Below are 13,538 nucleotides of genomic sequence, written 5' to 3' on the forward strand. Positions count from 1 at the left end.
TTGCACTGGCCTCGAGCGTCTCAGATATCGCGCAGCAGATTTGCCAGTTCGACCGCCGATTTCACTTCCATCTTCTCGAACACACGCGCCCTGTGAACCTCCACCGTGCGCACGCTGATCGAGAGCTGGTCGGCGATCAACTTGTTGGGCAGCCCTTCGACGACGCGTCGCATCACTTCGCGCTCGCGCTCGGTCAGTTCCGCGACGCGGCGCGTCAGCAGGCGGCGCCCGCGTTGCGCCTCCACCGCGCGCAGCGAGGCGCCGAGCGCATGTTCGATGCGATCGACCAACGCGTTATCGGAAAAAGGCTTCTCGCAGAAATCGAAGGCGCCGCGCTTGACCGCATCGACGGCAGTGGGCACGTCGGCATGGCCGGTGAGGAAGATCACCGGCAGCACCTCGAGCAGGCCGCGCTCGGCCAGGCGGTCGAACAGCACCAGGCCGCTGGTGCCCGGCATGCGCACGTCCAGCAGCAGGCAGTGCGGTTGATCGGCCAAGGGCCCCTCCGCGAGGCGTTGTTCGAAGTCCTCGGCACTGGCGTACTGCTCGCTCACCAGCCGCCGCGAGCGCAACAGCCAGGCCAGCGCCTCGCGCACGCTGGCGTCGTCGTCGACGATGAAGATGAGGGCATCGATCAAGGGTTGCATCGCAAAAATAGATTCAGGCCGTCGGCAGGGTGAAGCGAAAGACGGTGCCGCGCGGCCGGTTCGGCTCGTAGGCCAGCGCGCCGCCATGCTGCTCGACCACCGTGCGGCACAGACTCAAGCCCAGGCCCATGCCGTCCGGGCGCGTGGTGAAGAAGGGCGTGAAGAGGCGCGCCGCGACCTCGGCGCTGATGCCGCCGCCGCGGTCGGCGACGGAGAACTCGATCCAGCGGCGCATGTCGGCCTTGCCCGCGTTGCCGCCGCTCTCGCCGACCGTGCGCGCGATCAGCACGCGCAGCTGCAGCACGCGATCGCTGAGCTCGGGCAGGTCCATCGCCTGCATCGCGTTGCGCGCGAGGTTGAGCAGCACCTGCTCGACCAGCGTGCGGTCGCACTGCACGCGCGGCAGGCGCTCCTCGACGTGGACGTCGATTCGCACGCCGAGCTTGCGGGCCTGCAGCCGCACGAGCGGCAGCACGGCGTCGAGCAAGGCCTGCGGCGCGACCGCCTCGCGCGTGCGTTCGCGACGGCGCACGAAGTCGTGCACGCTGCGGATGACCTGGCCGGCGCGGTCGGCCTGCTCGGCGATGCGGCGCACCGCCATCGCGACTTCGCCGTGGTCGCCCGTCGAATGGCCGGCATGGCGAAGCAGGTTGAGCGAGCCGCTCGCGTAGCTGGCGATGGCGGCCAGCGGCTGGGTGAGCTCGTGGCTGAGCAGCGAGGCCATCTCGCCGACGGTGGCCAGCCGCGCGCTGGCCTGCAGCCGCTCCTGGCTGGCGCGCGAGAGCTCCTCGATGCGACGCTGTTCGCTCAGGTCGATGAAGGCACTCATCCACCCGGTCTGCGCGCCCTGGGCGTTGATCAGCGGCGCTTCGAAGATCAGCACCGGGAAGCGCCGGCCGTCCTTGTGCATGAAGATCGATTCGAAGCCTTCGCGCGGCGGCACGCCGCCGGCCATGCGCTGGGCCTGGCGCTGGCGGTATTCCTGCGCCAGTTCGGTGGGCCAGTAGGGCACGTCGCCCACGTGGTTCGTCAGTTCTTCGGCGCTGAAGCCCACCATCTCGCAGAAGGCCGGGTTGACGTAGGTGATGCGCCCCTGCAGGTCGCGTGCGCGCAGGCCGGTGATGACCGAGTCCTCCATCGCCTTGCGGAAAGCGAGCGCATCGGCGAGGTCGTGCTCGGCCTTCAGCCGCCGCCGGGTGTCGCGCGCCAGCAGCACCAGCACCGACACCAGCGCGATCGAGATCGCGGTGACCAGGCCGGTCAGCAGGTTGGGAAAGAGGTCGGGCGCGGCGCGCCAGCCGTCGACGCGCAGGATCAGAGCGGTCCCCGGGAGCTCGACCATCTGCTGCGAGGTGAACACGCGCGTGCCGACGCGGCGCGCGGCGCCGACCGCCACGAGGCGGGTGCCGTCGACCTCGGTGAAGGCGACTTCCTGCCCGCGCGTCAGGGTGGGTGCGACCAGTTCGATCAGCGTGTCGCGCAGCGAGTAAGTGGCGACGAAAAAGCCGCCGCCTTCCACCGGCAGGCACAGCTCCATGACCTCGAGGCCGCTCCCGGACGCGGCGGGTACGTAGTGGCTTGATGAATAGACCGGCCCGCTGGCCTTGCGCGCACCCGCGCAGGCCTGAACGATGTCGGGCTGGTCGGGCCCGCGGCTTTCGTCCTCGAACACGCGTCGGCGGTACGGGGTGTCGACGGCGGCCCGCGTGCGCAGGCGGGCGTCGCGCCATTCCAGGCGCAGCCACTCGCGGTGCTGGCGCAGCAGCGCGCTCGCCTCCACCGACCAATGCTCGGGGTCCAGGCCACCGGCCTGCGTGGCACGCAGGCTCTGGGCGTTGCGCTGCAGGCCGCTGCGCAGATCGGACACGGCATCGGCCGTGTCGCGGTCGAGCGCGGTCTGCACCTGTTCGACCTCGTGCCGCCCGGCCAGCCAGACCACGGTGGCCAGCAGGGCGACCACCAGCACGGCCAGGATCACCCACAGGAACCAGCGCTGCCACAGCGTGTGCAGCGATCGCAGCGAGCGCAGGCCGGTGATGGCACCGCGCACGGTCCTGGCGAGAGGGAGGGTGGTCGAGGACACGTCTTCGGAAAAGCTCGGGAAGGTCAGAGAACGGAGTGCGTGAGCGCCGGCAGTTGCGTGCGTGCGCGCGCGACCTCCTGGGCTTCGAGCTCGAAGCTCACCACGCCCTCCCCGGTGGCGCGCTGGGCCACCACGTGGCCCCAGGGGTCGACCACCATCGACTGGCCCCAGGTCTTTCGGCCGTTCTCGTGCGTGCCGCCCTGCGCCGGCGCGACGACCCAGCAGAGGTTCTCGACCGCGCGCGCGCGCAGCAGCACCTCCCAGTGCGCCTCGCCCGTGGTGCGGGTGAAGGCGCTGGGCACCAGCAGGAGCTCGGCACCCTGCCGCGACAGCGAGCGGTAGAGCTCGGGAAAGCGCAGGTCGTAGCACACGCTCATGCCGATGCGCCAGCGATGGCCGTCGCGCGAGGGCAGGTCGAAGCAGACCGGTTCTCGGCCGGGCGCGATCACGCGGCGCTCGTCGTAGCGCTCGCGGCCGTTGTCGTAGAAGAAGAGGTGGATCTTGTCGTAACGGGCGACGCGCCGGCCCTGCGGCGAATAGGCCAGGGAGCTGTTGAACACGTGGTCCTCGTCGGGCGTCTCCAGCGGCAGGGTGCCGCCGACGATCCACAGGTTGAACTCGCGCGCGGCGTCGGCCAGGAAGCCCTGCACCGTGCCGGCGCCGTCGGTCTCGCGCAGGCCCAGCTTGTCGGTGTCGCGCGCGCCCATCATGCAGAAGTACTCGGGCAGCACGGCCAGCTCGGCACCGTCTTCGGCGGCTTCACGCAGCAGCGCATGGGCGCGGGCGAGGTTGGCTTCGCGGGCGATGGCCGAGACCATCTGGATGGCGGCGACTTTCATGGACGGGCTCCGTGTTCGTGCATGGGTTCAGCGGGGCGGGGCCTGCGGCGTGCCCGACGCTTCCGGCAGCAGCCGGCGCGGCAGCTTGACGATTTTCGGATCGGTCCAGGTGCCGTCGATCTTGAATTCCTGCGTGGTCGCGGCGATGAGCGGGCGGCTCAGCACCATCTGGGCCAGGAAGGTGCCCAGGCCGATGGCCGGGTTGATGGCCGTGGCCACCAGCGCCGCGGTCCCGGCATTGATCTCCGGCACCACCACCACGCGCAGATTCTGCGTCTCGCGCGCGATGTCGGCCGAGCCGTCCATCAGCACGGCGGCGTTGACGCCCTTCATCTGCAGGTTGTTGGTGCTGGCCACGCCCTGCTCGATCCTGGCGTCGCCGCGCAGGAAGTCGAAGGAAAAGCCCTGGCTGAACACGTCGCGGAAGTCGAGCGTGAGGCGCCGCGGCAGCGCCTGCAGGCTGAGCACGCCGAGCAGCTTGGCGATCCCCGGCTCGGCCTTGAGGAACTGGCCCGACTCGACGTCGATCTTGAGCTGGCCGCCCAGGCTGGGGTAGTCCAGCGCGAAGGGCGACCCGCTCCATTGCACCTCGCCCTCGAGGCGGCCGCGGCCGGCGCGCACCACGTCCTTCATGCCGAAGCGGCCGAGCAGGTTGCCGGCGTCGGTGATGTCGAGCTTGAAATCCATGGAGGTCCGGCGCGGCTCGGTGCGGCCACGCGACCCGCCCGGCGCCGCGGCCCAGGCGCCCTGGGCCGTGAAGCTGGCCTCGGGCACGGTGAAGCTCAGCCTGTTGAGCCGCCACTCGCGCCCGGGGCCGCCGCGGTTGACCGCGTCGATCTCGGCGCGGCCGAGGCGCCGGCCCAGCAGCTCGAAGTCGTCCACCACGATGTCCAGCGCGGGCAGCGTGCCGGGCTGCTCGTCGAGCAGGGTCTCGACCGCGTTGGCGGAGCTCGGGGCGATCTTCAGGCGGGCCAGCCGCGCGTAGAGGCGACCGGCCTGGGCGCTGCGGTACTCGGCATAGCCGCTGAGTTCGGCGGCATCGATGTTGGCGCGCCAGAGCTGGCCCTCACGCGTGCCGCCGAGCACCACGTTGTGCAAAGTGCGCCCGCCGATCGCGAGTTCCTGCGCCCGCACCGCGAGGATGCTGGGCATGTAGGCCGACACATCGTCGGCCGCGTCGCCCGCGGCCGGCTCGGCCGGCTTGCCGGTGGTGTCGCCGAACAGCGCCTGCCATGCCGGCACGTCGATGCGGCCGAGCTGGATGTTGGCCAGCACGCCGCGCTCGGGGGCGGCAGCGGATTCGCCCGCGGCCAGGCCGATGCCGATGCCGCCACGCAGCACGCGCGGCTCGTCGCCGGAGATGTCGCGCAGGTAAGCGGCGGAGCCGACGCGGCCCAGCTCGATCGAGAGCCGGTCGTGCATCTGCATGCTGCCGCCGGCACGTGCCTCGCGCAGCACGACCTTCTTCTCGATGGCCAGGGGCATCGCATCCTCCGCCGGCTTGGCCAGCGGTGCGGGCAACTGCAGCCCCAGGCCCTGCAGGCTGCTGGCCAGCGAGAACTCGGAAGCGTTGTCGCGCACCGAGAACGAGGCCGAGTAGGCGGTGCTGCCGCTGGCGTGCCTGGCCAGGCGCGCCAGCCAGTCGACCTCGCGCGCCGCGCGCAGGCCCTCGGCGCTGGCGATGCCCTGGGCGCGGAAGCTCAGCTCGGTCGCGGCGCTGCCGTAGCGGCCCGTGCCCTCGAGTCGCACGCCGCCGCCGAGCGCCCTCGCCTGCACGCCGGCCAGGGAGAAGCCGCTCTCGGTGAAATTCAGGCTACCGCGCGCCTGCGTCAGGGCGGGGGCCTCCGGCTGGATCTGGAGTTCGTTGTCGGCCAGGGCGATGCTGGCCTGCACCTTGGATTTGTCCATGGCCGAGAGCGGCAGCTCCAGGCGCAGCCTGTAGTCGGCGTTGCCGGTGGCGCGTGCGCGCGCCAGGGTGGGCGCCGCCTCGCCGGTCAGGGGCCCGCCGACGCGCAGCAGTTCGCCCAGCGCGCCCTTGGCCTGCGCTTCGACCCGCAGCAGCGGCGACGCGTGGCCCATGTCGGCAATCTGGGCCTCGGCCTTGCTCACCTCGACACCGGGCGCGCCGGCGATGCGCCCGCGTGCGTTGCGCACCAGCATGCCGGCGCGCTCGAAGACCAGCTCGCCCGAAAGACCATGGAGTGCGGGCCAGGGCCGGCCGTCCCCGAGGGAGGGCGGCACGTAGGCGAAATTCACGTCCTGCACCCGGGCGGCGATGCGGAAGTCGCCCTGCTTCGGGTCGTTGAAGGGCATGTCCCAGAGGTCGCCCCGGACCTTGAAGTCGACCGCGCTGGCGCTGCCCTTCTGCACGGCGTCGCGCACGTAGTCACGCGTCTCCTTCGGAATGTGCTGCGGGAGGTAGCGGAACACGCGTGCGCCGTCGGCCCGCGTCAGCTTGCCCTCCAGGTCGAGCACGCCCGGGAAACGCGAGCGGCTGCCGGAGGCGGCGGGGTCGCTGGTGCGCCAGGTCGCCACGGCCTCGCCCTCGGCATCGGCGTTGGCGAACTTCAGGCCGGTCACCTGCAGCTGGGTTCGGTCGCCGTCCACCTTCCATGCGAGCTGGGCGGTGAGGCGGTCGACCGGGATCACCGGCTCCTCGAACACGCCGGGGAAGTCCAGTGCGCCGTCGACGATGCTCAGCGCGGCGTTGCCGCCGGCCTGGTTGGCATCGAAGTCGATGGTGGCGCCGCGGATACCGGGCACGCCGGCCATCGGGGTCGGTGGCGCCGCATGCGCGGCCGGGGCCGATGCGGCGTTGCCGCGTCGGGTGGCGGGCGGCGGCGATGGGGGCGGCTCGGCCGCCTGCGAGGCGACGGCGAAATCGCTCACCCGCCCGCGCGCCTGGTACCTGTCCGGCGCAGCGGCGGGGCCCTGCCAGCTGGCATCGATGCGTTCGACCAGGCCGCGCGGAGCCAAGCCGTCCACCAGCTTGCGCGTGGGCTCCGGCAGCGGGATGCGGTCGCCGATCATGGCCAGCGCCGCCAGATCGAGCCGGTCGGCCCGCAGCGCGCCCCGCTCGGACTGGCCGCCGCGGGCCGGGATCTGCTGGAACCACAGATTGCCGCCGGGCCAGCGCATGCCGTCGGCGGTCTGGAACTGCAGCTCGGCCGTCGAGAACTCGACCGCCTCCTCGGTCATCCGCCCGGCCAGGCGGCCGGTGACGTCGCGCAGGACCAATGGCTTGAGCGCCTTGTCCAGCGAGGCATCCACGCGCAGCAGTGCCAGGTCGACCGTGCCGCCGCTGATGCGGCCGTCGTCGACATCGGCCCAGACCCGCAGCGCGCCGGCGCCCTCGCGCACGCGGGCATCGAGCGCCACGTACTGTCCCAGCAGCCGGATGTCGATGCGCGGCAGTTCGGCGTAGGCCACGCCGTCCCAGCTCTGCCAGTTGCCGCTGCGCACCGACAGCAAGGGCTGGCGGAACTGCCCGCGCAGGCTGAAGCGCTCGCCCCATTCGGGCGGTGGCGTGGCATCGAGCCGCAGGGTGTGGCTGCGCGGGCCGTTGCGGGCGATGAACTGCACATCGGACAGCAACAGCGGCGGCGCGCCGCGGCTGTCGTCGGTCCAGCGCACGGTGCCGCCCTGGATCACGAACTCGCGCTGGGCGAAGAACCAGTCGGCCCCGCGGCTCTCGCCGGTGGTGTCGGTGGCCATGTGCAGGCCCGCGACGTGCAGCTTGCCGGCCGCATCCCGGCGCACCTCCAGCGCGGGACCCTCGATGTAGAGCTGCTCGAAGTTGAGGCGAAAGAGCGAGCGCGGCGAGACGCTGGCCACCACGCGCGTCAGGCGCAGGGCTTCGCGCTGCGCATCGTCGTGCAGCACGACGTCGCGCAGCTCGAAGCTCGGAAAGAGGGTAGCGCTGTTGGCGGTGATCGACCCGATGCGCACCGGTACCCCGATGGCTTTGCTGGCCTGTGCCTCCAGTGCGGGACGGTAGTCGCCGATTCGCGGCACAATCCACGCGTGTAGGACGACGACTGACAGCGCAAGCAGCAGCCATGCAGCGATCAGCAAACCCAGCAACCAGCGCGCCGCAACAGCGGTGACCTTGAGCAGACGTGAAGGGGAAGACGTCGTGTCGTTCATTGAGGATCGCGCTGTGAAGGGAATTATGACTGCCAGCCTCATACCCGGTTCCGCCGGACCCGTGCCGCCGCGCGCGGCGCATTCCCGTTTCATGCAGCGCCTGCGCCGCCGCTATGCCGGCGAACTGGCCCTGCTGCCGTCCGGCGAGCCGCAGCATCCCCACATGGCGCATGCCTATGCGGCACTGCGCGAGCGCGGCGACAGCGTGGCCAATGCGCTGCGCATCGTGCGCCAGCTGGTGATGGAGCGCCTGATCACGCTGGACTGCGAGCAGCAGGCCCCGCTGACCGTGGTCACCACCGCCGTCACCCAGCTCGCCGAGTTCGCGCTCGACGTCGCCTGCCGCGAGGCCTGCGCCGAGCTCGAGGCCCAGCACGGCGCGCCGATCGGGCCGCAGGGACGGCGGGCTCAGCTCTGGGTCGTCGGCATGGGCAAGCTGGGCGCGCGCGAACTCAATGTCTCCAGCGACATCGATCTGATCTACATCTACGACCACGACGGCGAGACTGCCGGTGACCCGCAGGGCCGTGCGCGGCTGGCGAACCAGGAGTTCTTCTCGCGCGCTGTGAAGCGCATCTATGCCCTCGTGGGCGACACGACCGAGCACGGCTTCGTGTTCCGCGTCGACCTGGCGCTGCGACCGAACGGCAACTCGGGGCCCAGCGTGGTGTCGCTGGATGCCCTGGAAGAGTATTTCCAGGTGCAGGGGCGGGAGTGGGAGCGCTTCGCGTGGCTCAAGAGCCGCGTGGTGGCGCCGGCCGCCGTCATCGCCGACGGTTCGGCCCAGGCCCTTCGCGGCGCGGTGCTGCCTTTCGTGTTCCGGCGCTACCTCGACTACAGCGTGTTCGACGCGCTGCGCACACTGCACCGCCAGATCCGCGAGCAGGCCGCGCGCCGCAGCGCCGGGCGTCCCGAGCGCGCGAACGACGTGAAGCTGTCGCGCGGCGGCATCCGCGAGATCGAGTTCACCGTGCAATTGCTGCAGGTGGTGCGCGGCGGCCAGTTCCCCGAACTGCGCACCCGGCCGACGCTCGATGCACTGCAGCGCCTGGCGCGCGCCAGCCTGATGCCGCAGGAGACGGCCGACGCGCTGGCCGCGGCGTACGAGTTCCTGCGCAAGGTGGAGCACCGCATCCAATACCTGGACGACCAGCAGACCCACGTGCTGCCGGTGCAGGACGAAGACCTGCGCTGGATCGCACAGACCCTGGGCTATGCCGACTGCTGCCCCTTCCTGGCGCAACTGGACGTGCATCGCGAGTTCGTGGCCCAGGAGTTCGACAAGCTGCTGGGCGGGAAGAAGGAGCCCTGCAAGCGCTGCAACGGCAAGTCCGCGGGGGCGGCGTCGGGTGACCTGAGCGACCTGGTGGAAGAACTGCCGCCCGCCTTCGCCGAGCGAATCCAGGCCTGGTGCGACAGCCCGCGCGTGCAGGCCCTGCGCGACGAAACCCGGGTTCGGCTGCGCCAGTTGGTGCAGCGCACCGCCCAGTGGCTGCGCGAGCCCGACGGCAAGGGGCCGGGCGAGATCGCCGACCACGTGCAGGGCGCGCTGCGCTGGGCCGACTGGATCGAGCCGCTGATGCGCCGCGAGAACTACATCGCACTGCTGGTCGAGCGGCCGGCGGTGCAGGAGCGGCTGCTGCGCCTGCTGGGCGCGGCGCGGTGGCCGGCGCGCTACCTGATGCAGCATCCGGGCGTGATCGACGAGCTGGCGAGCCCCGAGATGCTGGCCGGGCGCTTCTCGCCCGCCGAGTTCGAGCGTGAACTGGAAGCGCGCCATCTCTCTCTGCGCCAGACGGGCGAGGACGACGAGGAGCGGCTGCTCAACCTGCTGCGCCATGCATACCATGCCGAGCTGTTCCGCACGCTGGCGCGCGACGTGGAGGGTCGCATCACGGTGGAGCAGGTGGCGGACGACCTGAGCCTGCTGGCCGACACCGTGCTGCGGGTGACCGCGCGCTGGTGCTGGCCGCAGGTGCGCAACCCGCACCGCGAGGCGCCGCGCTTCGCGATCATCGGCTACGGCAAATTGGGCGGCAAGGAGCTGGGTTACGGCAGCGACCTGGACATCGTGTTCGTCTACGACGACGACGACGAGCGCGCCGGCGAGGTCTACGCGAGCTTCGTGCGCAAGCTCATCAACTGGCTGACGGTCAAGACGCGCGAGGGCGACCTGTTCGAGATCGACACGGCGCTGCGGCCCAACGGCAACTCCGGCCTGCTGACCACCAGCTTCGACGCCTACGAGAAGTACCAGCTGGGCCGCGGCAGCAACACGGCCTGGACCTGGGAGCACCAGGCCATGACGCGCGCTCGCTTCGTCGACATGGCCGCCGAGGCCGAGGGTGGCGGATGCTCGCTGTGCGAGCGCTTCGACCGCATCCGCGAGGCCGTGATCACCGCACCGCGCGACCGCGACGCGCTCAAGGCCGAGATCGTGGCGATGCGCGAGAAGGTGCGCGCCGCGCGGCCGGTCAAGGCGGACCGCTTCGACGTCAAGCACAGCCCCGGCGGCATGGTGGACGCCGAGTTCGCCGTGCAGTTCCTGGTGCTGTCGGAGGCGAAGGCACATCCGGAGCTGGTGCCCAACGTCGGCAACATCGCCCTGCTGATCCGCGCCGAGGAAGCCGGCCTGCTGCCCCAGGGCATCGGCCGCAACGCCGCGGCCGCCTACCGCGAGCTGCGTCGCGTGCAGCACCGGGCCCGGCTCAACGAAGAGCCGACCCAGGTGCCGATGAGTTCGCTGGTCGCCGAGCGCGAGGCCATGCTCGCCCTGTGGAAGGCGGTCTTTGAATAAACGAGCGCAGGCGCGCAGCCTCGGGCTCCTCGCGGGCGCGGTGCTGCTGTTCCTGGCCGGCTGCGCCAGCGGCCCGCGCGGTGGCGCCTCGGGCATCGGCCGCGACGGCCCCGAGGCCAATCCGCCAGCGGGCCTGGGACAGCTGCCGGACGCCGAGCCGCGCGTGGAGCCCATCCGCAGCAGCGGCGGCACCAGCAAGCCCTATGCGGTTCTGGGCCGCTCGTACGTGCCCATCACCGACGACCGGCCCTGGCGCGAGACCGGTCTGGCCTCCTGGTACGGCCGCAAGTTCCACGCACAATCCACCGCAAGCGGCGAGCCTTACGACATGTATGCGATGACGGCCGCGCACAAGACGCTGCCGCTGCCCAGCTACGTGCGCGTGCGCAACCCGGCCAACGGGCGCGAGGTGATCGTGCGCGTGAACGACCGCGGGCCCTTCCACGAGGATCGCATCATCGACCTGAGCTACACCGCGGCCTACAAGCTGGATCTGCTGCGCGGCGTGGCGCCGGTGGAGATCGAGCGGATCACGAATGCGGACATCCACGCCGGAACCTGGCGGCGCGGCGATACGACTCTGGCGCAGCGCCAGACGGCTCTGCCGGCCTCGCCTGCCCTGCCCGCGGGCGCGCCCGACAGCATCGCCGTGCCGGCGGCCCTCACCTCGCCGGTGGCAGCCGTGCCGCGCACGGAAGTGCGTGATCTGGGAACGCTGACGCCGCCGGGTCCGGACGCGGGAACGCCGGCCGCATCACCGACCGCGCCGCCGGACGCCGGGCCGCCACCCGCGCTCTCCACCACCGGCTTCTGGGTCCAGCTCGGCGCCTTCAGCCAGCGCGAGGGCGTGGAGCGCTTCCAGCAGCAGGTGGCGCGCGGCCTGCCCGCGCTGGCCGCTTCGCTCAACGTCTTCGCGGAACGCGGCACCTACCGGTTGCAGGCCGGGCCCTTCGCCTCGCGCGACGTGGCGCGCGACATGGCCGAGCAGGTGCGCAACGGGCTGCAGATCGCGCCGATGATCGTCGAGCGCCGCTGAGCGAGCTCTCAAGCCAAAGTGGCTCTGCCACGTTGCTCGACCCCTGGGAGCGGGCATGACGAGGTCATTTCCGGAGGTGCTCAGGACGTGCCGGCATCCGGCGCGGGTGTGCGCAGCGCCTCCAGCTCCGCCCGCGTGACGACGCGCGTCGAGAAATGCGCGGCGATGTGGGTGAGCTTCTCGGGATTGCGCTGAGTGCGGATGCGCAGGATGCGCTCGCCGTCGGTCTCGATGGTCTGCACCGACTCGAGCGCCTCGTTGAAGAATCGCAGCAGTCCCGGCTCGCCGTTGATCTCGACCACCTCGAGCCGCAGGCCGCTGCCCAACAGGCGCGGAACGGCGAAGTAGTACTGCGCGATGCGCTGCGCGCCCCGCAGCATCTTGCGGAAGGCCGGCACCTTGCCGCCGCTGTCACCGACCAGTTCGACATCTTCGGCCAGGAGTGCCTTCAGGCTCTGCATGTCGCCGCTCGCGGCCGCCTGCGCAAAAGCCTGCATCAGGCGCCAGTGGACTTCGCGCTCGACCGTGAAGCGGGGACGTTCGTCCAGGATCTGGGCCTTGGCGCGGTGCACCAGCTGGCGGCAGGCCGCCTCGCTCTTGCCCAGGGTGCGCGCCAGGTCGGCGTAGTCGGCGTCGAACACTTCGCGCAGCAGGAATGCAGCGCGGGCCTCGGGTGCGAGTCGTTCCAGCACGGCCAGGAAGGCGACCGACACGTCGTCGACGCGCTGCAGCATCTGCTCGGGCGAGGCCGGCGCTTCGGTCAGCAAAGGCTCGGGCAGCCAGGGGCCTTCGTAGTGTTCGCGCTGCAGCTTGGCGGCTCGAAGCCGGTCGATGGACAGGCGCGTCACCACCGTGACCAGCCAGGCTTCCGGGTTGCTCAGGGCCTCGACGGTGGCATCGTTCCAGCGCAGCCAGGCGTCCTGCACCACATCCTCCGCATCGGCGGTGGAGCCGAGCATGCGGTAGGCGATGCCATGCAGGCGCTTGCGATGGATATCGAAGGTGCGGGTGGAGGCGTCCATGCTCACAAGACGGGCGAGCCCGCCCTTGCGTGACAAGCGCCGAAGGGCGGCAGGGAAGTCCCTTCGGAACGCGGACGGGACTCAGGCGCCCTGGTATTCAGGCTTGGGCCCCAGCGAGGCCGCCACTTCCTTGCGGTAGCGGTTGAGTTCCTGGACGGTCTTGAAGCTGCGGTTCATGAGCAGGCTCAGGTTATGCAGGATGCGATCGCCGACCTTGTTTTCCCAGACGGCGTCGAACTTGATCTGCTTGTCCAGCCAATGCTCGAGCCAGTTGGGATCGGGCACGCGGCTCTGGATGGTGTCGTTCGGAAACAGGGCCTTGTTGACGTGCAGGTTGGTCGGGTGCAGCGCCTGCGCGGTGCGGCGGGCACTGGCCATCAGCACGCCGACCTTGGTGAATGCGGCACGGGCTTCGTCGCCGAACTTCTCGAGCGCCCGCTTCATGTAGCGCAGGTAGGCGCCGCCGTGGCGGGCCTCGTCCTGACTCAGCGTGGTGTAGATGTGCTTGATCACCGGCTCGGTATGCCACTCGGCCGCGCGGCGGTACCAGTGGTTGAGGCGGATCTCGCCGCAAAAATGCAGCATGAGGGTTTCGAGGGGTGGGGCCGGGTCGAAATCGAAGCGCACGTCGTGCAGTTCCTGCTCTGTCGGAGCGTGCTGGGGGCTGAAGCGCTTGAGATACTCCATGAGTACCAGCGAATGCTTCTGCTCCTCGAAGAACCAGATCGACATGAAGGCGGAAAAATCGCTGTCGTGGCGGTTGTCGCGCAGGAACATCTCGGTGGCCGGCAGGGCCGCCCACTCGGTGATGGCATTCATCTTGATGGTCTGGGCCTGCTCCTCGGAGAGGCGGCTCGCATCGAAGGACTGCCAGGGAATGTCCCTGTCCATGTCCCAGCGGACGGATTCGAGCTGTCTGAAAAGTTCCGGGTAGAGCATCAATGACTTTCTGAACCGGGCGATTTTAG

8 protein-coding genes are annotated in these 13,538 nt (G+C 70.5%); 2 read left to right on the forward strand and 6 right to left on the reverse strand.

The genetic code is table 11. The annotated features are described in order from the left end of the window. Positions 1-20: 20 nt before the first annotated feature. The 4 genes from ABEA07_RS28165 to ABEA07_RS28180 are packed head-to-tail and all read right to left on the reverse strand — an operon-like array spanning position 21 to position 7,715. On the reverse strand, positions 21-647 hold the full coding sequence (locus ABEA07_RS28165) for a response regulator transcription factor (protein ID WP_345542065.1): 627 nt from the start codon (positions 645-647) through the stop codon (positions 21-23). Between the two features lie 13 nt (positions 648-660). Beyond that, positions 661-2,697 (reverse strand): two-component system sensor histidine kinase NtrB, encoded by a 2,037-nt coding sequence (locus ABEA07_RS28170; protein ID WP_345542222.1) that lies wholly within the window; start codon positions 2,695-2,697, stop codon positions 661-663. A gap of 56 nt (positions 2,698-2,753) precedes the next feature. Further along, entirely contained in the window at positions 2,754-3,569 is an 816-nt protein-coding gene (locus ABEA07_RS28175; RefSeq protein ID WP_345542066.1) for a carbon-nitrogen hydrolase family protein, read from the reverse strand. 27 nt (positions 3,570-3,596) lie between these two features. Further along, positions 3,597-7,715, reverse strand: a complete 4,119-nt coding sequence (locus ABEA07_RS28180; protein ID WP_345542067.1) for a YhdP family protein — start codon at positions 7,713-7,715, stop codon at positions 3,597-3,599. A 25-nt stretch (positions 7,716-7,740) separates the two neighbouring features. Here ABEA07_RS28180 and glnE point away from each other — a divergent pair, with 25 nt between their 5' ends. Beyond that, positions 7,741-10,512: a bifunctional [glutamate--ammonia ligase]-adenylyl-L-tyrosine phosphorylase/[glutamate--ammonia-ligase] adenylyltransferase gene (glnE, locus tag ABEA07_RS28185; protein ID WP_345542069.1), complete on the forward strand. Its 2,772-nt coding sequence runs from the start codon at positions 7,741-7,743 to the stop codon at positions 10,510-10,512. Then, a complete protein-coding gene (locus tag ABEA07_RS28190) occupies positions 10,505-11,548 on the forward strand; it encodes a septal ring lytic transglycosylase RlpA family protein (protein ID WP_345542070.1) in 1,044 nt (347 codons plus the stop codon). Before glnE ends, ABEA07_RS28190 begins: the two co-directional genes overlap by 8 nt. 80 nt (positions 11,549-11,628) lie before the next feature. Here ABEA07_RS28190 and ABEA07_RS28195 read toward each other — a convergent pair whose 3' ends face one another. Further along, positions 11,629-12,570, reverse strand: a complete 942-nt coding sequence (locus ABEA07_RS28195) for an RNA polymerase sigma-70 factor (protein WP_345542071.1) — start codon at positions 12,568-12,570, stop codon at positions 11,629-11,631. An 81-nt stretch (positions 12,571-12,651) separates the two neighbouring features. Continuing rightward, positions 12,652-13,509, reverse strand: a complete 858-nt coding sequence (locus ABEA07_RS28200) for a ferritin family protein (protein WP_345542072.1) — start codon at positions 13,507-13,509, stop codon at positions 12,652-12,654. Between the last annotated feature and the right edge of the window lie 29 nt (positions 13,510-13,538).

Origin of the sequence: Variovorax defluvii, from assembly GCF_039541515.1 — a bacterium.
GTDB classification, from domain to species: Bacteria; Pseudomonadota; Gammaproteobacteria; order Burkholderiales; family Burkholderiaceae_C; genus Variovorax; species Variovorax defluvii.

Bases quoted from the DNA above. Each gene is read 5' to 3' on its own strand.
- ABEA07_RS28165 (WP_345542065.1), bottom strand. From the start codon at position 647: ATGCAACCCTTGATCGATGCCCTCATCTTCATCGTCGACGACGACGCC.
- ABEA07_RS28175 (WP_345542066.1), bottom strand. From the start codon at position 3,569: ATGAAAGTCGCCGCCATCCAGATGGTCTCGGCCATCGCCCGCGAAGCC.
- ABEA07_RS28180 (WP_345542067.1), bottom strand. From the start codon at position 7,715: ATGAACGACACGACGTCTTCCCCTTCACGTCTGCTCAAGGTCACCGCT.
- glnE (WP_345542069.1), top strand. From the start codon at position 7,741: ATGACTGCCAGCCTCATACCCGGTTCCGCCGGACCCGTGCCGCCGCGC.
- ABEA07_RS28195 (WP_345542071.1), bottom strand. From the start codon at position 12,570: ATGGACGCCTCCACCCGCACCTTCGATATCCATCGCAAGCGCCTGCAT.
- ABEA07_RS28200 (WP_345542072.1), bottom strand. From the start codon at position 13,509: ATGCTCTACCCGGAACTTTTCAGACAGCTCGAATCCGTCCGCTGGGAC.